Below are 20,588 nucleotides of genomic sequence, written 5' to 3'. Positions count from 1 at the left end.
GGGTCGGCAGACCCTAGAGTGGACGCCATGTCTGAGACCACCACGCACCCACTCGACGACCGCGCCGCCGACCCCTTCGAGGTCGCCCGCACCGCCGCCGCCGAGATCGCCGAGAAGACCGGCGTCGCCCGACACGACATCGCCCTGACGCTGGGCAGCGGTTGGGCCAAGGCCGCCGACCTGATCGGCGAGACCGTGGCCGAGGTCCCGGCCACCGAGATCACCGGGTTCGCCGCGTCGGCCGTGGTCGGCCACACGAGCTCGATCCGCAGCATCGTCCTGCCTTCGGGCAAGCACGCCCTCGTCATGGGTGCCCGCACGCATTACTACGAGGGCCACGGCGTGCGTCGGGTCGTGCACGGCGTGCGCACGGCCGCCGCCACGGGCGCGACCACGATGATCCTGACGAACGGTGCCGGCGGCATCCGAGAGACCTGGAAGCCCGGCACACCCGTGCTGATCAGCGACCACATCAACCTCACGGCGGACTCGCCCCTCGAGGGCGCGACCTTCATCGACCTGACCGACCTCTACTCGACGCGACTGCGCGACGTCGCGCGCGGGATCGACCCCGACCTCGACGAGGGCGTCTACACGCAGTTCCGCGGCCCGCACTACGAGACGCCGGCCGAGGTGCAGATGGCGAAGGCGATCGGCGGCCACATCGTCGGCATGTCGACGGCCCTCGAAGCCATCGCCGCCCGCCAGTCCGGCATGGAGGTGCTCGGCATGTCGCTGATCACGAACCTCGCCGCGGGCATCCAGAAGACCCCCCTCAGCCACGCCGAGGTGCTCGAGGCCGGGCGCGACGCCGAGGCCAAGATCAGCGACCTGCTCGCCCGCATCGTGGCGGCCCTGTGAGCGGCGACGTGGCGGGGGCCCGCAACGACGACTCCGCGGTCTCGTCCGACCTCGAGCAGCTCATCGCGACGGCCACGGCCTGGCGCGACCAGGACCCCGACGACGAGACGCGTGACGAGCTCGGCCGGCTGCTGAGCCGTGCCGGTGCCCACGACGCCGACGCCGCCGCCGACCTCGCCGACCGCTTCGCCGGTCGCCTGCAGTTCGGCACCGCCGGCCTGCGCGGTGCCCTGGGCTCGGGCTCGAACCGCATGAACCGCGTGCTCGTGGCGCAGGCCGCGGCCGGCTTCGCGGCCTTCCTGCGGGGCCGCGAGGCGCATCCCTCGATCGTCATCGGCTACGACGGGCGCAAGAACTCCGACGTCTTCGCGCGCGACACCGCCGAGATCATGGCGGCGGCCGGCGTGTCCGCGACGATCCTGCCGCGGGCCCTGCCGACACCGGTGCTGGCCTTCGCCGTGCGCCACCTCGACGTCAGTGCGGGCGTCATGGTCACCGCGAGTCACAACCCGGCGCAGGACAACGGCTACAAGGTCTATCTCGGGGGCGTCGACGCCGGATCGCAGATCGTCTCGCCGGTCGACGGCGAGATCGCGACCGAGATCGAGAAGGCGGCGCAGTCTCCCGTCACCCACCTGGCGCGTTCCGACGACTACCGCGAGGCCGGCGACGACCTCGTCATGGAGTACGTCCGACGCACCGCCTCCGTGGCCGGGACGGCTGCGACCGGTCGTCAGCCGCGCGTCGTCTACACCGCGATGCACGGCGTCGGGTGGGAGGTCGCGCGACGCGTGTTCGCGACCGCGGGCTTCGCCGAGCCGATCCCCGTCGGTGAGCAGAGCGCCCCCGACCCGGCGTTCCCGACCGTGGCCTTCCCCAACCCGGAAGAGCCCGGCGCCCTGGACCTCGCGTACGCCACGGCCGGCCGCGTCGAGGCCGACCTGGTCATCGCCAACGATCCCGACGCCGACCGGCTCGCGGTCGCGATCCCCGTCGACGGTGGGTGGCGTCGACTCAGCGGCAACGAGGTCGGCTCGCTGCTCGGCTGGCGCGCCGCCGAGCGCGCGCGTCGGGACGACCGCGACGGCACCCTGGCCGCGAGCATCGTCTCGTCCCCCGCCCTGCGCGAGATCGCCCGCGTGCACGGGCTCGACTACGTCGACACCCTCACCGGCTTCAAGTGGGTCTCCCGCGTCGGAGGACTGCTCTACGGCTACGAGGAGGCCCTCGGCTACCTCGTCGACCCGGACGTCGTCCGCGACAAGGACGGCATCTCGGCCGCCGTCGACCTGTTGGCCCTCGCGACCGAGTTGCACACGGCCGGGTCGAACCTGGCCGAGCACCTCGTCGCCTTCGACGAGCGGTTCGGCGCCTACGCCTCGTCGCAGATCTCGATCCGGGTCGAGGACCTCGCCACCATCACGGCCCTCACCGACGGTCTCCGCCGGCGCCCGCCGTCGACGATCGGCTCGCACCGCGTCGACCGCGTCGACGACTTCCGCGACGGATTCGGGGCCTTCCCCGCGGGCGACATCCTGCGCTACTGGCTCACCGACGGCTCACGCGTCATCGTCCGCCCGAGCGGCACCGAGCCGAAGCTCAAGGTCTACATCGACGCGTCGAGCACCGAGGGCGACGCCGTCGCCCGTCGAGCCGCCGCCGAGGCGGCCGTGGCCGATCTCGACGCCGGCATGCGCGACCTCCTGGCCTGACGGTCGGGGCGGTGACCGCCCGCACGACGAGCGAGACCCCGGAGGCGCGAGCTGCGCCTCCGGGGTCTCCCTCGTCGTGGCCGGTGCGGTTCGCCCCGATGCCGCACGCCGAGGTCAGCCCAGCGACTTCTGCAGCTTCTCGGTAAGCTCCGCCTGGTCGAAGTGGTTCTGGATGACGATGACGTCGGCGAATGTGGAGCCGATCGCCTCGACGAACTCGGCCGACGTGAGGATGACCTGTGCGTCGTCACCGACCGAGGCGATCGAGCCGATGTCGGCGGCGACGACGTCGGCCTCGATGTCGAGCTTGGCCAGGACGCGCTCGGCGTTGACCTTGAGGATTCCGCTGCTGCCGATGCCGGCGCCGCAGATGGTGACGATCTTCATGGGGCTGTCTCGATCCGTCGTGGGAGGGTCAGGCGGGGACGCCCATCAGCCGACGCACCTCGTCGACCGAGGTGGCGGCCGCGAGGGCGGGGATGACGGAGGCCTCGTTGAAGACGTTCGCGAGGTCGGCGATCGATTCGAGGTGGCCGCCGACCGTGACGATCGCGAGGCCGAGGACCACGCTGACGGGATCGTTGTGCGGGTGGCCGAAGGGCACGGGCTCGGCCAACGTGACCACCGCGAGGCCGTCGCGCACCACGTCGTCGCCCGGACGGGCATGGGCCAACGCGAGGCCCGGCGCGATGACCACGTAGGGGCCGTGCTCGTCGATCATGCGGACCATCTCGTCGCCGTAGCCCTCGCGGGCGGCGCCGGAGTCGACCAACGCGTGCCCCGCGACACGGACGGCCTCGCGCCAGTCGGCGACCCGGGCACCGATGACGACCGCCTCGTCGGGCAGCGGAGGGAGAGCCATGCTCAGACCCCCTCGAAGCCGGCGGTGATGCGGTCGGCCAGCGCTTCGCGGTCTTCGAGGGGCAGGAAGCACGACGCGGCGGCGTTGAGCTGGAAGGTCTCGTGGTCGTCGAGGTCGTAGTCGAAGGCCTGGCTGAGGAGGGCGAGCTCTTTGCAGAGGCTCGTGTCGCTCATCAGGCGGTTGTCGGTGTTGACCGTCACGCCGTAACCGAGCTGGTAGAGCAGGTCGAAGGGGTGGTCGTCGAGGTCCGTGCCCCAGGCGGCGATGGCACCGGTCTGCAGGTTGGACTGCGGTGACAGCTCGAGCGGGATCTCGCGGTCGCGCACCCACGAGGCGATGGGCCCGATCTCGACCGTGGAGGTCGACCCCTTGCTCGCGACGACGCGGATGTCCTCGGCGATGCGGACACCGTGGCCGAGTCGGAGGGCCCGCCCGTCGATCAGCGCGCCACGGATGCTGTCGAGGCCGTCGGCCTCGCCCGCGTGCACCGTGACGGGCATGAACTCGCGGGCCAGCAGGTCGAAGGCGACCTTGTGGTCGGCGGCCGGGTACCCGGCCTCGGGACCGGCGATGTCGAAGGCCAGCACGCCGTTCTCGCGATGGCGGACCGCGAGCTGGGCGATCTCGAGCGATCGCTCGCCCTGGCGCAACGCACTGAGGATCTGCCCGACCGAGATCTCGTACCCGTCGGCGGCGAGCGAGCGCACAGCCGACGCGAAGCCCGCCTGCACCGCCTCGACCGCCTGGTCGAGGGTGAGCCCCTGCCGCTGGTGCTGCTCGGGGGCCCAGCGGACCTCGGCGTGGACGACACCGTCGGCGGCCAGGTCGAGGACGAACTCGTGGGCGACCCGGGTCAACTGGTCGGCGGTCTGCATGACCGCGACCGTGAGCTCGAAGGTGGCGAGGTAGTCGACGAGGGTGCCGGAGTCGGCGTTCTCGACGAACCAGCGACGCAACGCCTCGGGTTCGGAGGCGGGGAGGTCGACGCCGGCCTCGACCGCGAGGTCGACGACGGTCTCGGGTCGGAGGCCCCCGTCGAGGTGGTCGTGCAGCGAGACCTTGGGCAGGGCCGCGAGCCGCGGGCCCCCGTTCGGCAGCCGGTAGTCCTTGTCGGGAGCGCTCATGCCCTCAATCTACTAGCGGTCCGGCCGACGACTCTGGACGCGCGCCACGAGAGAGGTGCGCGCACCACGAGAACCGGCACCGCGCCTCCTGGACGGAGGCGCGGTGCCGGAGGGTCGTCCGTCGGACGAGCCCGGTCAGCCGATCCGCTCGGCGACGATGGAGCGCGCCGCCGGCGCCTCGTCGCCGATCGCCCACGCCCCGTCGACGGCCTCGAGGGCGCGCTCGAAGCGGCCGGGCTCGTCCGTGTGCAGCGTGAACAGGGGCTGGCCCTCGGTGACCCGGTCGCCCGGCTTCGCGTGCAGCTCGATGCCCGCGGCCGCCTGCACCGGGTCCTGCTTGCGGGCACGACCGGCACCGAGACGCCAGGCACCGATGCCGAACGGCAACGCGTGCTGCTCGGTCAGGTAGCCGGTGCGCTCGGCGGTGACGACGTGCGTCTCTCGGGCCGTCGGCAGCGCCGCGTCCGGGTCGCCGCCCTGGGCGCGGATCATGCGCTTCCAGGCGTCCATCGCGCGGCCGTCGTCGAGGGCGGCCTCGACGTCGGCGTCGGGTCGACCCGCCAGGGTCAGCATCTCGCGGGCGAGGGCGACGGTGAGTTCGCGGATGTCGGCCGGGCCGCCGCCGGCGAGGGTCTCGACCGACTCGCGTACCTCGAGGGCGTTGCCGATGGTCAGGCCGAGGGGCACGTTCATGTCGGTGAGCAGGGCCGTCGTCGCGACGCCGGCGTCGGTGCCGAGGTCGACCATCGTGCGGGCCAGCTCGCGCGACCGCTCGATGTCCTGGATGAACGCGCCCGATCCGAACTTGACGTCGAGGACGAGCGCCGCGGTGCCCTCGGCGATCTTCTTGCTCATGATCGACGACGCGATCAACGGGATGGCCTCGACCGTGCCCGTGATGTCGCGCAGGGCGTAGAGCTTGCCGTCGGCGGGGGCGAGGCCCGACCCGGCGGCGCAGACGACGGCGCCGCTGTCGGCCATGATCTCGCGCATGCGGTCGTTCGAGATCGACGCCTGCCAGCCCGGGATGGACTCGAGCTTGTCGAGTGTGCCGCCGGTGTGCCCGAGGCCCCGGCCCGAGAGCTGGGGCACGGCCACGCCGAACGAGGCGACCAGCGGGGCCAGGGGCAGGGTGATCTTGTCGCCGACGCCGCCGGTCGAGTGCTTGTCGACGGTCGTCTTGCCGAGACCGGCGAAGTCCATGGTCTCGCCGGACCGGATCATGGCCATCGTCATGTCGCGGATCTCGCGGCGCTCCATGCCGTTCAGGAAGATCGCCATGGTGAGTGCCGACATCTGCTCGTCCGCCACGTAGCCGCGCGTGTACGCGTCGATCAGCCAGTCGATCTGCGCGGTGCTGAGGGCGTCGCCGCCCCGCTTGACGCGGATGAGGTCGACGGTGTCGAACGGTTCGACGGCGTTCTGGGTCACGGCGGGGCTCCTAGCGGTGGTGCGGTGGGTGGTGCGAGGGCGCGACCACGGGGTCGCGACCGGGAGGGACGAGGAGGTGCGGGTCAGCCCTGCGAGGCGCGGTACGCCTCGAGCTGCCGCGGCCCGAACGCGTCGGGGATCACCTCGTCGATGGTCTTGAAGCCCGAGACGGTGTCGAGGACCATGGCTTCGTCGGAGTGTTCGTAGAGCAGCTGACGGCACCGCCCGCAGGGCATCAAGACCCCGCCGTTGCCGTCGACGCACGCGAAGGCGACCAGACGGCCACCTCCCGACATGACGAGGTCGGACACCAGTGAGCACTCGGCGCAGAGGGTGATGCCGTACGAGGCGTTCTCGACGTTGCAGCCCGAGACGATCCGACCGTCGTCCGTGACGGCCGCGGCCCCCACGGGGAAGTTCGAGTAGGGAACGTACGCCTTGCGCATGGCGTCGCGGGCGGCCCCGCGGAGGGCGTCCCAGTCGGTCTCGGCGACGACCGACTCGCTGCTGCGGGCGGTCACGACTTGATGTAGGGCTTGCCCGAGGCCGCGGGGCCCCGGGACTGCCCGACCAGGCCGGCGACCGCGAAGATCGTCACGACGTACGGCAACATGAGCATGAACTCGCTGGGCACCGGCGAACCGATGGCCCCGAGCACGTTCTGCAGGTTGCTCGCGAAGCCGAAGAGCAATGCGGCGAGCGTGGCCCGGATCGGGTCCCACCGACCGAAGATGACCGCGGCCAGGGCGATGAAGCCGGCCCCCGCCGTCATCTCTTTCTGGAAGTTGCCGAGCGAGCCGAGCGTGAAGTACGCCCCGCCGAGGCCGGCGATGGCCCCCGCGAGGGAGACGTTCCAGAAGCGGGTGGCGTTGACCTTGATGCCCACGGTGTCGGCCGCCTGCGGGTGCTCGCCCACCGAACGGAGGCGCAGCCCCCACCGCGTGCGGAAGAGACCGTAGAAGACGACCGCGATCGCGATGTACATCAGGTAGACGATGATCGTCTGACGGAAGAAGACCGGCCCGACGATCGGGATCTGGCTCAGCACCGGGATGTCGAGCTGCGGGAAGCGCACCCCGCGGTTCAGCGATTCCGACTTCGACAGCACCTGCGAGTACAGGAAGCTGGTCAGGCCCGTGACGAGCACGTTGAGCACGACGCCGACGATGACCTGGTCGACGATGTACCGGATGCTGAAGACGGCGAGCACCATCGACACGAGCACGCCCGCGATCATCGCCCCGACCAGGCCGACGTAGGCCGACCCGGTCGCCGAGGCGACCATCGCCGAGACGAAGGCCCCGGCGAGCAGCTGCCCCTCGATGGCGACGTTGACGACGCCGACCCGCTCGCTGATCACGCCGCCGAGGGCACCGAAGATCAGCGGGGTGCTGAGCGCGAGCGCGCCGAGGAGCAGACCGGGCACCGGGATGGTCTGACCGGCGCTCGCCCACGTGAGGAAGCCGAGCAGGAAGAGGACGCCGAACACGGCGATCAGCCAGATCGGCACCTTCTCGAAACGGACGGCACGCAGCACGGCGACGACGGTGATGACGGCCAGGAGCACCGTGAGCACGATGCCCGTGCCCGCCGCCGGCAGGACCGCGTCGGGCAAGGCGAAGAAGTCGGTCGCGGTCGACAGGCGGAAGGTGCTCTCGCCGTCTCTCGCCAGGCCGAGGAAGAGCACGGCGGCGACGACGGTGAAGATCGCGAACGCGATCGGGGCCTTGAGGCTGCGGGTCGTGGTCCGGGCCAGGTCGGGCGACGGTGCGGCGGGGACCGCCGTGTCGGGGGTGAGCGTGCTCACTTGGTGACCACCGCCTCCTTGTTCGAGGCCTTGCGCACCGGGCGGAGGCCCGGGGCCGGCAGACGGAAGATCGCTCGGACCAGCGGGGGCGCGGCCACGAACAACACGATGAGGGACTGCACGACGAGGACGATGTCGATCGGCACGCCGTTGGCGGCCTGCATCGAGTACCCGCCGGCCTTGAGCGCCCCGAAGAGGACACCGGCACCGAAGACGCCCCACGGCCGCGAGCGACCGAGCAGCGCGACCGTGATCGCGTCGAAGCCGATGCCGGCGTCGATGCCCGAGGTGAAGCCGCTGGTGAGCGTGCCGAGCACCTGCGTCGACCCGGCGACACCCGCGAGCGCACCCGAGATGAGCATCGCGTAGAGGTAGATGTTCTTGACGTTCATGCCGGCCGTGCGGGCCGCGTGCGGGTTCTCGCCCACGGCACGGAACCGGAAGCCGAGCGTCGACCGGTTGATCAGCCACCAGACGACGGCCGTGATGACGATGACCAGCACGAAGCCCCAGTTGAGGTTGTACCGGGCCCCAAACAGGTCGGGCAGGATCGCGGTGTCGAGCGTGGCGGGCGACTTCGGGTTCGCACTGCCCGGGGCCTGCAGCAGGCCCTGCGTGCGCAGCATGAAGGCGAGCAGGTAGAAGGCGATGTAGTTGAGCATGATCGTGAGGATCACCTCGTGGGCGCCGGTGCGGGCCTTGAGCAGACCCACGATGCCGCCCCAGAGCGCACCGGCCGCGATGCCGGCGGCGAGGGCGAGCGGGAGGTGCACGGCGAGCGGCAGGTGGAACGAGAACCCCACCCACCCGGCGGCGGCCGAGGCCATCAGCATCTGCCCACGGGCACCGATGTTGAACAGGCCCACGCGGAACGCCACCGCGACGCCGAGGCCCGCGGCGATGAGCGGCACGGCGTAGTTGAGCGTCTCGGTCAGCGGACGGATGCCCGCCGCGAAGCCGTCGACCCGGAAGTTGTAGATCGCGCCCTGGAAGAGCGACGAGTACGACCCGCCGACCGCGGCCCAGAACGCCTGGAAGAAGTCGGCCGGGCGTGAGAAGAAGTACCCCAGGGTGCCCTGGACAGTGGTGTCGGTGAACCCGATCAACAGGCCGGAGACGACGAGGGCCAGCACGACGGCGAGCACCGAGATGGCCGCGTTGCCCGTCGTGATCTCTCGCAGGAGGCGCGAGCCGCGTCCCTCGGCCGACTCCGGTGACGACGGGGCGGGTGGTGTGCCCTGGCCCTGCGTGGTGGTCGTGGCGTCGCTCACGCTGCCTGCTCCGTTCCCTGCGGCATCTCGCCGGCCATCATGAGCCCCAGCACGTCGCGAGGGGTGTCCGCCGGCACGATGCCGACGATGGTGCCGCGGTACATCACGGCGATGCGGTCCGCCAGGGCGGCGACCTCGTCGAGCTCGGTCGAGACGACGATGACGGGCACGCCCTGGTCGCGTGTCTCGACGATGCGCTTGTGCACGAACTCGATCGAGCCGACGTCGATGCCCCGGGTGGGCTGGGCCGCCACGAAGAGCCGCAGGTCGCGGCTCAGCTCGCGCGCCAGCACGACCTTCTGCTGGTTGCCGCCCGAGAGGCGGCCCGCGGGAGTCGTGATGCCCTGGGTGCGGATGTCGAACTCCTTCACCTTGGCCACGGCGAACGCCGCGAGGTCGGCGAGCTTCAACGAGCCACGCTTCACGAAGGGGCCGGACTGCGAGCGGTCGAGCATGAGGTTCTCGGCGACGGTGAACTCGCCCACGAGTCCGTCCTGGTTGCGGTCCTCGGGGACGAAGCCGACACCGGCGTCGAGCACCTGGCGGACGCTGCGACCGGTGATGTCGCGTCCGTCGAGCGAGACGCGGCCCTCGACCCGTGGCTGCAGGCCGAGGATGGCCTCGGTCAGCTCGGTCTGGCCGTTGCCCTGGACGCCGGCGATGGCGAGGATCTCGCCCCGGCGTACCTCGAACGACACGTCGTCCACGACGACCTGCCCGATGGGATCGACCACCCGGAGGTGCTGGACCACCAGGGCGGGCTCGCCGGCTCGGGCCGGTGCCTTCTGGACGGTGAGCTCGACGGCGCGACCGACCATGAGCGAGGCGAGCTCGGCGTTCGAGGCGGACGGCTCGGCCTCGCCGACGACCTTGCCCAGGCGGATCACCGTGATGCGGGTGGCGACCTCGCGCACCTCGCGGAGCTTGTGGGTGATGAAGACGATGGCGGTGCCGGCGTCGCGCAGCTGACGCATGATCACCATGAGCTCGTCGGTCTCTTGCGGCGTCAGGACGGCGGTGGGCTCGTCGAACACGAGCACCTTCGCGTCGCGGGACAGGGCCTTGATGATCTCGACGCGCTGCTGCACACCGACGGGCAGCTCTTCGACCAGGGCGTCGGGGTCGATGTCGAACCCGAACCGGCTGCTGATCTCACGCACCTTGGCGCGGGCCGCGGCGAGGTCGAGCCGTCCACCGGACTTGGTCTCTTCGTGGCCGAGCATGACGTTCTCGGCGACGGTGAACACGGGGACGAGCATGAAGTGCTGGTGGACCATGCCGATGCCGGCGCCCATGGCGTCGCCCGGGCCCGAGAAGTGCTGGACGGCGTCGTCGAGCAGGATCTCGCCCTCGTCGGCCTGGTACAGGCCGTAGAGGACGTTCATCAGCGTGGACTTGCCGGCACCGTTCTCGCCGAGCAGGCAGTGGATCTCGCCCGGCTCGACGGTCAGGCTGATGTGGTCGTTGGCGGTCAGTGCGCCGAATCGCTTGGTGATGCCCCGCAGTTCGAGCTTCATCTCAGGTGGCTACCTCGGGTCTAGGCATTCGGGTCGGTCGGACGGCACCGGGTCGGCGGCCCGCCCATGGGCGTTGAGAGGGCCGGGAGCGACGGGGTGACCGTCGCTCCCGGCCCTGGGTCAGTCGATGCTAATCGATGACGGGAGGTGCTTTCGTCAGCTGGTGAGCGCCGACGGCGACTCGACCTCGATCGAACCGTCGATGATGCCGGCCTTGATGGTGTCGAGCTCGTCCTGCAGACCGGAGTCGACCTTGTCGGCGTAGTCGTGGAACGGGGCGATGCCGACGCCGTCGTTCTCGAGCGTGCCCACGTAGGGCGTGCTCGAGAACTTGTCCTCGCTGGCCTGCGTGACGACCGCGTCGGTCGCCTGCTTGATGCCCTTCAGCACCGAGGTGAGGAAGAGGTCCTTGTTGGCGCTGTCGGTCTCGTAGGTGTCGCTGTCGGCACCGACCAGGACGACGTCCTTGCCGGAGTCGCGGATCGCCTCGGCGGCGCTCTGGTAGATCGGGCCGCCGACCGGCAGGATGACGTCGGCGTTCTGGTCGATCAGCGTCTGGGCGCTCTGCTTGGCCGTGGTGCCGGCCTCGAAGCCGCCCGTGAAGCTGCCGGTCTGGGAGTCGACGTCCCAGCCGACGACCTTGACGTCCTTGCTCTTCTGCTCGTTGTAGTACTTCACGCCGTCGGCGAAGCCGTCCATGAAGATCGTGACGGTCGGGAACTGCATGCCGCCGAAGGTGCCCACGACGCCCGTCTTCGAGTAGCTCGCCGCCGCGTAGCCCGCGAGGAACGCGGCCTCGGAGGTGTTGAAGGTGATCGGCTGCACGTTGTCGGCCGTGATCGACGCGTCGTCGATGGTGGCGTAGTTGATGCCCGAGTTCGCCTCGGCCGCCGACTTGGTCGCGTCGGCGAGTGCGAAGCCGACCGTGACGATCAGGTTGCAGCCCTGGTCGGCGAGGTTCGATAGGTTCGCGTCGTAGACCGTCTCGTCGGCCGACTCGACCGTCTTGGGGGTCGACCCGATGGCATTCGCGGCCTCGGTCAGGCCCTCGTAGCCGAGCTGGTTGAACGACTTGTCGTCGAAGCCGCCGGCGTCGGAGACCATGCAAGGGACGAAGTCGCTCGAGGCGCCGCTGGTCGAGCCAGAGCCGCTCTCGGGGGCCGAGGCACAGCCGGCCAGGATGACGGCGGTGCTCGCCAGGGCGAGGCCGCTGAGCACGGCCTTGCGCGCAGTTGTAGTCAAGTTGTCCTCCAGGGTGCAGCCCGGCACGAGGCGCGCCGGGTGGGTATGGCTGACAGATTACCTACTGTGACGAGCGTCGCCGACCCTCGGGTGGTAGCGATGCCGAGGCGTTACACAGTCGCGACCACGACTTAACGAACACGAAACGTCCACGACTCCTGACGAGCTCAGAGGACGTCGCTGCGCCCGCTCAGCTTGAGGGCGTCGACGACGCTCTTGACGCGTTGCGCGTTCGCCGTCGTCGTGACGAGCAGCGCGTCGGGGGTGTCGACCACGATGATGTCGTTGACGCCGATCAGCGAGATCAGCCGGCCGCTGTTGCCGACGACGATGCCGCTCGAGCTGTCGGCCAGGACGCGGGCGTTCTCGCCGAGGATGGCCAGGTCGCTCTTGCGACCGCCGGCGTGCAGCTTGGCGATGGACGCGAAGTCGCCGACGTCGTCCCAGTCGAAGTCCCCGGGCACGACGGCCAACCGGCCCGCCGCAGCCGCCGGTTCGGCGACCGTGTAGTCGATGGCGATCTTCTCGAGGCCGGGCCACACCTTGTCGACGACGGCGCCGCGTCTCGGGGTGTCCCACGCGGCCGCGAGCTCTTCGATGCCCTCGAGCAGGTCGGGCCGGGTCTCGCCCAGCTGCTCGAGCAGCCGGTCGGCGCGCGAGATGAACATGCCGCCGTTCCAGAGGTAGTCGCCTCCGGAGACGTACCGTTCGGCCGTCTCGAGGTCGGGCTTCTCGACGAAGGACTCGACCGTGCGGGCGCTCGGTGCCCCCTCGATGTCGAGGGGAGCCCCGACGTGGATGTAGCCGAACCCGATCGCGGGCTCGGTGGGGGTGATGCCGATCGTGGCGATGTATCCCTCGTCGGCGGCGACGATGGCCTCGCGGACCGCGCGACCGAAGCCGCGGGTGTCGGCGATGACGTGGTCGGCGGCGAACGAGCCGATGATGACGTCCGGCTCGCGCCGACGGAGCACGGCGGCGGCCAGACCGATGGCCGCGGTGCTGTCCTTGGGCTCGCTCTCGAGGACGACGTTGTGGTCGGCGAGCCCGGGCAGCTGCGACTCGACCGCCGCACGGTGCGCCCGCCCGGTGACGACCATGATGCGCTGGTCGCCGTTGAGCGGGGCGAGACGGTCCCAGGTGCCGCGCAGCAGGGTCGAGCCGCTGCCCGTGAGGTCGTGCAGGAACTTCGGCGCGTCGGCCCGGCTGAGGGGCCAGAGCCGCGACCCGATGCCGCCCGCCGGGATGATGCTGTAGAACCGGTCGAGGCTTTCCTGGATCATCATGCGTTCACCTTATCGACGCCCCTCCTCCATGCCGCCGATCCCCTCCCGCCACCGTCGCCGGTGAGGCTCGTGGCACGAGCAGTCCGAGGAGGACCGATGCGAGTCGTGATCGTGACCGAGAGCTTCCTGCCCACCGTCAACGGGGTCACCACGAGCGTGCTGCGCGTGCTCGACCACTTGGCCCGACGCGGGCACGAGGCCCTGGTCATCGCCCCGGCCGGGCGCGGGACCACGAACTACGCCGGCTTCCCGGTCCACCGGGTGCCGTCGGTCGCCTATCGTCAGTTCCCGGTCGGCCTGCCCAACCCGCAGGTCGCGGCCGCCATCGCCGGCTTCCGACCCGACGTCGTGCACGTCGCCTCGCCGTTCCTGCTCGGCGCCCAGGCCATCGCCGCGGCCGCCCGCCTGGGCGTGCCCTCGGTGGCCGTCTTCCAGACCGACGTCGCCCGGTACGCGGGGACGAACGGCCTCGGGCTCGGCTCGGCCGTCGCCTGGCGGCTCGTGCGCCGCATCCACGACCAGGCCACGACGACGCTGGTCCCCTCGCGCGCCTCCCTCCGCGACCTCGAGACCGCCGGCGTGGGGCGGCTCGCGACCTGGGGCCGGGGGGTCGACTCGGCCCTGTTCCACCCGAACCGCAAGTCGGGCGACGCGGTCCGTGCCCTGCGCGAGAGCTGGGGCGCACCCGACCGCGTGCTCGTCGGCTACGTGGGCCGTCTGGCCCCCGAGAAGCAGGTCGAGCGGCTCGCCGCCCTGCGCCCCCTGCGGGAGGCGCGCCTCGTGGTCGTCGGCGGCGGCCCCTCGCTGCCCGCCCTGCGCCGCCGGCTGCGGAGCCTCGACCCGGTCTTAACCGGCCCGCTGCACGGCGAGCAGCTCGCCGACGCCTACGCGGCTCTCGACGTCTTCGTGCACACGGGCTCGACCGAGACCTTCGGTCAGACCGTGCAGGAGGCCCACGCCAGCGGACTGCCGGTCGTGGCCCCGGCCGCGGGCGGCCCCCTCGACCTGGTGCGGCACGGCGTCGACGGGTTCCTCTTCGACCCCCGGCACGACCACTCGCTCCGCCGCAGCGTCCGCACCCTGGTCTCCTCGGACGAGCTGCGGGCCCGCTTCGGAGAGGCCGGGAGGCGCGTGGTCGTCGGACGCACGTGGGAGACCCTCGGCGACGAACTCGTCGAGCACTACCGACGCGCGATGGCGAGCGTCCGCGACGGGGCCGAGCGCGCCTCCGTCCGCTGATCGCGACGCGGGCCGACAGGTCCGTCTTGTCTCGACGTCGAACGACTTCGGCGGGGCGGGGCGGCGGCCCCGCTCGGCGGGAACATAGACTGGACAGGTTCTGAGAACGCCACCAGCGGACACGGCTGTCCCTCGTACCGACCGAGTGAGAGCGTCGTCCGCCCCATCCGCGAGGAGAAGTGCTCATGGCCGAGCAGTCGACGGGAACGGTCGCATCACCGGCAGGCAGACCGGGTGCACCGAAGATCAGTGCGCCCAAAGCGCCCGGGAAGATCGCCGGCACCCTCTACCGGGGCCGTGAGGGCATGTGGTCGTGGGTGCTGCACCGCATCACCGGCGTGAGCATCTACTTCTTCTTGCTGGTGCACATCCTCGACACCGCCCTCGTCCGGATCAGTCCCGAGGCCTACAACGCGGTCATCGGCACCTACAAGAACCCGATCATGGGGCTCGGCGAGACCGGCCTCGTGGCGGCGATCCTCTTCCACGCCCTCAACGGGTTGCGGATCATCCTGATCGACTTCTGGGGCCCGGGCACCAAGTACCAGCGCGTCATGTTCTGGATCGTCATCGGCCTCGCCGTGGTCCTGTTCGCCGGTTTCGCGCCGCGCCACCTGATGAACGTCTTCTCGGAGTAGAGCCATGACCACCCAGACCGTCGAAGCCCCGCGCTCCGCCCGCGCCGCCCAGCGCTCCACCAACTACGAGAAGTGGGGCTGGATCTACATGCGAGCCAGCGGCCTGCTGCTCGTCGTGCTCGTGTTCGGCCACCTGTTCATCAACCTGCTCGCGAGCGAGGGCGGGGTCAAGGCCATCGACTTCGCCTTCGTGGCCGGCAAGTGGGCCAGCCCCTTCTGGCAGGTCTACGACACCCTCCTCCTCTGGCTCGCGCTGATCCACGGCACGAACGGCATGCGCACCATCGTCAACGACTACGTGTCGAAGCCCACGGTGCGCAAGGTGCTGCTCGTCACGCTGCTCGTGTCGACGGTGGTCCTGCTCGTCCTCGGCACGCTCGTGATCTACACGTTCGACCCGTGCCCCGCGAACGCCCCGGCCGACCTGCTGCCGTCGTTCTGCACCGCCGGCTAGCCACCCGGCCCACCGTCCACTCCGGCCCCCGGCCGCACGTCCCCCACCGGAAAGAACCGTGACCACACCCTCCCCCGCCCCCGCCAGCACCGTCGTCGACGGCGTCCACTACCACCAGCACGACATCGTCATCGTCGGGGCCGGGGGTGCGGGCATGAGGGCGGCCATCGAGGCAGGCCCGAACGCCAGCACCGCGGTGATCTCGAAGCTGTACCCGACCCGTTCGCACACCGGGGCGGCGCAGGGCGGCATGGCTGCGGCCCTCGCCAACGTCGAGGACGACAACTGGGAGTGGCACACCTTCGACACCGTCAAGGGCGGTGACTACCTCGTCGACCAGGACGCCGCCGAGATCCTCGCCAAAGAAGCGATCGACGCCGTCCTCGACCTCGAGAACATGGGCCTGCCGTTCAACCGCACACCCGAGGGCAAGATCGACCAGCGTCGATTCGGCGGCCACACGGCGGAGCACGGCAAGAACCCCGTCCGCCGGGCCTGCTACGCCGCCGACCGCACGGGGCACATGATCCTGCAGACGCTGTACCAGAACTGCGTCAAGCACGGCATCAACTTCTTCAACGAGTTCTACGTCCTCGACCTCATCATGGGCGAGATCGACGGCGAGGAACGTCCGGCCGGCGTCATCGCCTACGAGCTCTCGACCGGTGACCTGCACGTGTTCCAGGGCAAGGCCGTCATCTTCGCCACCGGTGGCTTCGGCAAGATCTACAAGACGACGTCGAACGCGCACACCCTCACGGGCGACGGCGTGGGCATCATCTGGCGCAAGGGCCTGCCGCTCGAGGACATGGAGTTCTTCCAGTTCCACCCGACCGGCCTCGCCGGCCTCGGCATCCTGTTGAGCGAAGCCGCCCGCGGTGAGGGTGCCATCCTGCGCAACAGCGAGGGCGAGCGGTTCATGGAGCGCTACGCCCCCACCATCAAGGACCTCGCACCCCGCGACATCGTGGCGCGCTGCATGGCCACCGAGATCCGCGAGGGCCGGGGCGCCGGGCCGCACAAGGACTACGTCTATCTCGACATCACCCACCTCGACCCGGCCGTGATCGACGCCAAGCTGCCCGACATCACCGAGTTCGCCCGTACCTACCTCGGCGTCGAGCCCTACACCGAACCCGTGCCCGTGCTGCCGACCGCCCACTACGCCATGGGCGGCATCCCGACGAACGTCAAGGCCGAGGTGCTGCGAGACAACACCACGGTCGTGCCGGGCCTCTACGCCGCCGGGGAGTGCGCCTGCGTCAGCGTGCACGGGTCGAACCGTCTCGGTACCAACTCGCTGCTCGACATCAACGTCTTCGGCAAGCGGGCCGGCAACAACGCCGTCGAGTACGTGAAGGACGCCCCGTTCGTGCCCCTTCCGGCGGACCCCGCCGGCTTCGTGCGCGGTCTGGTCGAGGACGTCCGCAACGCCACGGGCACCGAGCGCATCGCGACGCTGCGCAAAGAGTTGCAAGACAGCATGGACCGCAACGCCCAGGTGTTCCGCACGGAGGAGACGCTCGACGAGGTCACCCACGTGATCGCCGACCTGCGCGATCGCTTCAAGAACATCTCGGTGCAGGACAAGGGCAAGCGCTTCAACACCGACCTGCTCGAGGCGATCGAGTTGGGCTTCCTGCTCGACCTCGCCGAGGTCGTCGTCTACTCGGCACGCTCCCGCCAGGAGAGCCGTGGCGGACACTTCCGCGAGGACTACCCCACCCGCGACGACGAGAACTGGCTCGTCCACACGATGGCCTACCTGACCGGCGACGCCCACTCGTCGTTGGCCGGCGACCACATCCGGCTCGACACCAAGCCCGTCGTGATCACGAACTACCAGCCGATGGAACGGAAGTACTGACATGAGCACCGCTGTCCTCGAGAACAAGCCCCAGGGCTCCGACGCCGTCCCCACGTTCACGGCCACCCTGATCATCCGTCGTTTCGACCCCGAGGTCGACGACGAGCCCCGCTGGCAGGACTTCGACGTCCAGGTGCTGCCGACCGACCGTGTGCTCGACGCCCTGCACCAGATCAAGTGGGAACAGGACGGCTCGCTGACCTTCCGCCGCTCGTGCGCCCACGGCGTCTGCGGCTCGGACGCGATGCGCATCAACGGCCGCAACCGGCTGGCCTGCAAGACCCTGATCAAGGATCTCGACATCTCGCAGCCGATCTACGTCGAGGCCATCAAGGGCCTGCCGCTCGAGAAGGACCTCGTCGTCGACATGGAGCCCTTCTTCCAGTCGTACCGTGAGATCCAGCCGTTCCTGATGGCTTCGTCGAAGCCCGAGAAGGAGCGCCTGCAGAGTGCCACCCAGCGCGAACGCTTCGACGACACGACCAAGTGCATCCTCTGCGCCGCGTGCACGTCGAGCTGCCCCGTCTTCTGGACGGACGGCCAGTACTTCGGCCCGGCGGCGATCGTCAACGCGCACCGCTTCATCTTCGACTCCCGCGACGAGGGCGCCCAGGTACGCCTCGACATCCTCAACGACAAAGAGGGCGTGTGGCGTTGCCGCACCACGTTCAACTGCACCGAGGCGTGCCCACGTGGCATCCAGGTGACCCAGGCCATCGCCGAGGTCAAGCAGGCCGTGTTGCGCGGTCGCGCCTGACGGCGACGCACCGACCTGAGAGGGCCCGACCACCTGGTGGTCGGGCCCTCCTGGTCTCACGCGTCGTCGCGGCGCGTGGGCGAACCCCGATGCGCGGTCAGTCGTCCTCGACGATGCAGGCGGCCTCGAGGCCGAGAGCGAGGCGCAACGCGACCGACACACCGGTCTCGCCCTCGTCGCCCATCGGGGCGACGGCGTCGATCCAGAACACCGGGAGGCGCACCGAAGGAGGGTCGGGCAGCAACCGATCGAGCTCGCCCGCCTCGGTCAACTCGGCCGCCTGGTAGACGGTGAGCAGGGGCACCCCGCCCACCCCGAACACCTGGAGGGCGTCGCCGCCGTCGATCTCACGCACGCCGAGAGACCCGTCCACAGCATGGGCCGCGGCGGCGAGATCGAGCTGGTCGTACACGTGCGGACTCAGGATGGTGATGTCGCGGGGCATCAGACCTCGTCTTCGGCCGATGGCTCGGTCGCGGCCTCGACGTCGGCCCCGGCCGAACTCTCGTGCAACAGGTCGAGTTCGTGCAGATCTTCCTCCCACGCCTGGAGCAGCGGGCTGGCGACGAGTTGGGCGAGCCGTTCGGGGCCGACGGCCTCGAGGGTGCGGTGCAGGGCGTTCCAACCCGAGGTGGCCGCGTCACCCAGCGGGACGACGAAGGCCGGCAACCGAGGACGGCCGACCACCACGACGGGCCGGTCGGCGTCGAGGGCGGAACGTTCGAGACCGAGTCGTCGGACGGACGGCGCCCCGATCAGCAGGGCGACCGGGTTCGGCGGCGGATAGGTGACTGCCCGGACGCACCGGTCGGACTCCCCCTCGCGGGCGATGACCAGGGCGAACGTCGGCAACGAGGACCGGGCGATGTGGTCGAGGGCGTGGGTCAATCGCGCGATCGCGTCGTCGAGCGACCCCTCGGTCACGTCGACCGTCAACGCCGTGGTCTCTTCGATGCCGTGGTCGGTGACCCGCGCGGTGATGGTCGCCGAGAGGTGCGGCCCCTCGACGACGACCCGGACGGTCTCGGGCGCCTGGTGACGAGCATGCTGGGTGAGGACCCACCGGTCCCAGACGTGCCCGAGGGGCTCGGTCGTCCCCCAGCGGGTCGGGACGGAGCCCGAGACGGCCGCTCCCAGGGTCTCGACCGCGCCTCCGAGGCTCGTGTCGTGGGACGCCCGGTGCAGCACCGTGAGGTCGACGCTGAGCTGGCAGGTGGTGTCGACGGCGTCGGCGATGACCGGCAGCCGCTCGGCGGCGGGCACGGCGACGGCGGAGGCATCCGGTTCGGTGGCCGCGGCGTCGACGTCCTCGTAGGGGACGCCCGTGAGGCCGTCGCGAAGTAGGTCCTGGTCGTCGTGGACCGCCCAGACTCCACCGGCGGCGACCAGGGCTGCCCGGAGTCCGACCGTGAGGCGCGACCGCTCACTGGTGACCAGCACGACCCGTCGACTCGTCGCGGGTCGACCGAGGAGGTCCGCGAGCGGACGACTGAGTCGGACGACGCGGGCCCTGCTGTCGACCCGGACGGCGCGCGACGTGATCGCGTCGACCAACGGGTGTCGGATTGGGGTGCCCACTCGTCGATTCTGCTCCGTGCCGGACGGCCGCGACCGGATGCACGGCGGACTCGGATCAGCGCGGCCCGTGACGCCCGCCGCGGCCTAGGCTGGGTCCCCGTCATCGCCCCCGACCCTCGAGAGGCACGCCATGCACGACGTCCGACGTCTCGACCGACGACCCCGCCGGTCCGATCCGCGAGCGATCTCGTGAGGCGACGCCCGTACCGCAACGGCGAACGCCCCGACGACCAGCGCGAACGCCGTCGCGCGTTCGCCGCCGCCGTCCGCACGAGGCCGCCCCTGCGCCCCACCGCCGACCGCGAGCTCGGCCGGGCCCTCGCCCGCCTCGACGAGCTCGTCGAGAAGACCCTGCTCTCGGGCGACCACGACCGCCTGCTCGACGAGACCCGTGTGTCGGTCTGGCCGCGAGAACTCGACGCCGTCGTCACGGTCGTGGTGGACCGGCTCGATCCGCCGCCGTCGGTCGACCGTGCCGCGGTGGCCGCCGCCGTCGCGGACAACCTGGAGGCGCGGTTCGGCCTGCGTCCCGGAGCTTCCCCCACCGAGAGGTCGGTAGTCCTCTGGCAGTCCGTGGCCGGCGCCGATTCGCGACTCGCCGAGAACGGGTGGGAGCGTGACGTCCTGTCGGACGACCGGGAGGCGCTGGCCGAGTTCTTCGCGTCGGACGGCGACCCGGTGCGGGCGCGCCTGACGCGGTCATCGGGTCGGTTGCACCTCGAGCTGCGGGGCACGAACGCGCCCGTCGGCGACCGGTCGTCGTCGTACGCCGTGCTCTCGCGGTCGAGTGCACTCGTCCTCGTCGACGATCCTCGCGGACTCGTCTCGGTGCTCGACGAGAGCACGGCCGGCGCGCTCCGCGACGTGGTCGTCGCCTGGGGCGAACTCGCGGACCACCTCGACGAACGTCACGCCGAGACCGACTCGCGCTGAGGACGGGCG

Annotated in this window: 20 protein-coding genes; 8 read left to right on the top strand and 12 right to left on the bottom strand. The window is 70.6% G+C overall.

The window, feature by feature from the left end; translation table 11 throughout:
• The first annotated feature begins 27 nt into the window (after positions 1–27).
• On the top strand, positions 28–861 hold the full coding sequence (locus ASE87_RS02275; protein WP_056225611.1) for a purine-nucleoside phosphorylase: 834 nt from the start codon (positions 28–30) through the stop codon (positions 859–861).
• The gene (locus tag ASE87_RS02270) at positions 858–2,573 is read left to right on the top strand and encodes a phospho-sugar mutase (protein ID WP_235472166.1); all 1,716 of its coding nucleotides are present in this window, start codon (positions 858–860) and stop codon (positions 2,571–2,573) included. Before ASE87_RS02275 ends, ASE87_RS02270 begins: the two co-directional genes overlap by 4 nt.
• Before the next feature lie 114 nt (positions 2,574–2,687).
• On the opposite strand, the gene ASE87_RS02265 is transcribed toward ASE87_RS02270, so the two are convergent.
• From ASE87_RS02265 to ASE87_RS02220, 10 genes are all read right to left on the bottom strand, one after another.
• Positions 2,688–2,960 (bottom strand): PTS sugar transporter subunit IIB, encoded by a 273-nt coding sequence (locus ASE87_RS02265; protein ID WP_043594402.1) that lies wholly within the window; start codon positions 2,958–2,960, stop codon positions 2,688–2,690.
• A gap of 28 nt (positions 2,961–2,988) precedes the next feature.
• Positions 2,989–3,435 (bottom strand): PTS sugar transporter subunit IIA, encoded by a 447-nt coding sequence (locus tag ASE87_RS02260; protein WP_056225609.1) that lies wholly within the window; start codon positions 3,433–3,435, stop codon positions 2,989–2,991.
• Between the two features lie 2 nt (positions 3,436–3,437).
• Positions 3,438–4,559 (bottom strand): adenosine deaminase, encoded by a 1,122-nt coding sequence (locus ASE87_RS02255; RefSeq protein ID WP_056225606.1) that lies wholly within the window; start codon positions 4,557–4,559, stop codon positions 3,438–3,440.
• A gap of 135 nt (positions 4,560–4,694) precedes the next feature.
• Positions 4,695–5,990 carry a thymidine phosphorylase gene (locus ASE87_RS02250; RefSeq protein ID WP_056225604.1) on the bottom strand — a complete coding sequence of 432 codons (1,296 nt, stop codon included), beginning with the start codon at positions 5,988–5,990 and terminating at the stop codon, positions 4,695–4,697.
• A gap of 83 nt (positions 5,991–6,073) precedes the next feature.
• Positions 6,074–6,511, bottom strand: a complete 438-nt coding sequence (locus ASE87_RS02245; protein WP_082059899.1) for a cytidine deaminase — start codon at positions 6,509–6,511, stop codon at positions 6,074–6,076.
• Positions 6,508–7,797 (bottom strand): ABC transporter permease, encoded by a 1,290-nt coding sequence (locus ASE87_RS02240; protein ID WP_082452241.1) that lies wholly within the window; start codon positions 7,795–7,797, stop codon positions 6,508–6,510. The genes ASE87_RS02245 and ASE87_RS02240 overlap by 4 nt, the downstream gene beginning before the upstream one ends.
• On the bottom strand, positions 7,794–9,068 hold the full coding sequence (locus ASE87_RS02235; protein ID WP_043594409.1) for an ABC transporter permease: 1,275 nt from the start codon (positions 9,066–9,068) through the stop codon (positions 7,794–7,796). Before ASE87_RS02235 ends, ASE87_RS02240 begins: the two co-directional genes overlap by 4 nt.
• Positions 9,065–10,585 carry an ABC transporter ATP-binding protein gene (locus tag ASE87_RS02230; protein ID WP_056225602.1) on the bottom strand — a complete coding sequence of 507 codons (1,521 nt, stop codon included), beginning with the start codon at positions 10,583–10,585 and terminating at the stop codon, positions 9,065–9,067. The genes ASE87_RS02235 and ASE87_RS02230 overlap by 4 nt, the downstream gene beginning before the upstream one ends.
• Before the next feature lie 156 nt (positions 10,586–10,741).
• Entirely contained in the window at positions 10,742–11,827 is a 1,086-nt protein-coding gene (locus ASE87_RS02225; protein WP_056226785.1) for a BMP family protein, read from the bottom strand.
• A gap of 167 nt (positions 11,828–11,994) precedes the next feature.
• A complete protein-coding gene (locus ASE87_RS02220) occupies positions 11,995–13,110 on the bottom strand; it encodes a mannose-1-phosphate guanylyltransferase (protein ID WP_157489706.1) in 1,116 nt (371 codons plus the stop codon).
• Between the two features lie 99 nt (positions 13,111–13,209).
• Between ASE87_RS02220 and ASE87_RS02215 the strand changes: the two genes are divergently transcribed.
• From ASE87_RS02215 to ASE87_RS02195, 5 genes are all read left to right on the top strand, one after another.
• The gene (locus tag ASE87_RS02215; RefSeq protein WP_056225597.1) at positions 13,210–14,352 is read left to right on the top strand and encodes a glycosyltransferase family 1 protein; all 1,143 of its coding nucleotides are present in this window, start codon (positions 13,210–13,212) and stop codon (positions 14,350–14,352) included.
• Between the two features lie 185 nt (positions 14,353–14,537).
• Entirely contained in the window at positions 14,538–14,990 is a 453-nt protein-coding gene (gene sdhC, locus ASE87_RS02210; protein WP_082059901.1) for a succinate dehydrogenase, cytochrome b556 subunit, read from the top strand.
• A gap of 4 nt (positions 14,991–14,994) precedes the next feature.
• Positions 14,995–15,444 (top strand): succinate dehydrogenase, hydrophobic membrane anchor protein, encoded by a 450-nt coding sequence (sdhD, locus tag ASE87_RS02205; RefSeq protein WP_055971558.1) that lies wholly within the window; start codon positions 14,995–14,997, stop codon positions 15,442–15,444.
• Between the two features lie 58 nt (positions 15,445–15,502).
• On the top strand, positions 15,503–17,311 hold the full coding sequence (gene sdhA / locus ASE87_RS02200; RefSeq protein WP_043594419.1) for a succinate dehydrogenase flavoprotein subunit: 1,809 nt from the start codon (positions 15,503–15,505) through the stop codon (positions 17,309–17,311).
• Between the two features lies 1 nt (position 17,312).
• Entirely contained in the window at positions 17,313–18,068 is a 756-nt protein-coding gene (locus ASE87_RS02195) for a succinate dehydrogenase iron-sulfur subunit (RefSeq protein WP_043594421.1), read from the top strand.
• 97 nt (positions 18,069–18,165) lie between these two features.
• On the opposite strand, the gene ASE87_RS02190 is transcribed toward ASE87_RS02195, so the two are convergent.
• Both ASE87_RS02190 and ASE87_RS02185 read right to left on the bottom strand, forming a co-directional pair.
• Positions 18,166–18,513: a hypothetical protein gene (locus ASE87_RS02190; RefSeq protein ID WP_056225594.1), complete on the bottom strand. Its 348-nt coding sequence runs from the start codon at positions 18,511–18,513 to the stop codon at positions 18,166–18,168.
• Entirely contained in the window at positions 18,513–19,646 is a 1,134-nt protein-coding gene (locus ASE87_RS02185) for a DUF6177 family protein (protein ID WP_157489645.1), read from the bottom strand. The genes ASE87_RS02190 and ASE87_RS02185 overlap by 1 nt, the downstream gene beginning before the upstream one ends.
• 189 nt (positions 19,647–19,835) lie before the next feature.
• On the opposite strand from ASE87_RS02185, the gene ASE87_RS02180 reads away from it, so the two are divergent.
• Complete coding sequence (locus ASE87_RS02180; RefSeq protein WP_056225588.1) at positions 19,836–20,579, top strand: hypothetical protein; 744 nt, start codon at positions 19,836–19,838, stop codon at positions 20,577–20,579.
• Positions 20,580–20,588 lie beyond the last annotated feature (9 nt).

The sequence above is a fragment of the Frigoribacterium sp. Leaf44 genome (assembly GCF_001421865.1).
In the GTDB taxonomy this organism is placed as follows: Bacteria; Actinomycetota; Actinomycetes; order Actinomycetales; family Microbacteriaceae; genus Frigoribacterium.
The sequence above is the reverse complement of the archived record's forward strand: the minus strand, read 5'-3'. Positions and strand labels throughout refer to the sequence as shown.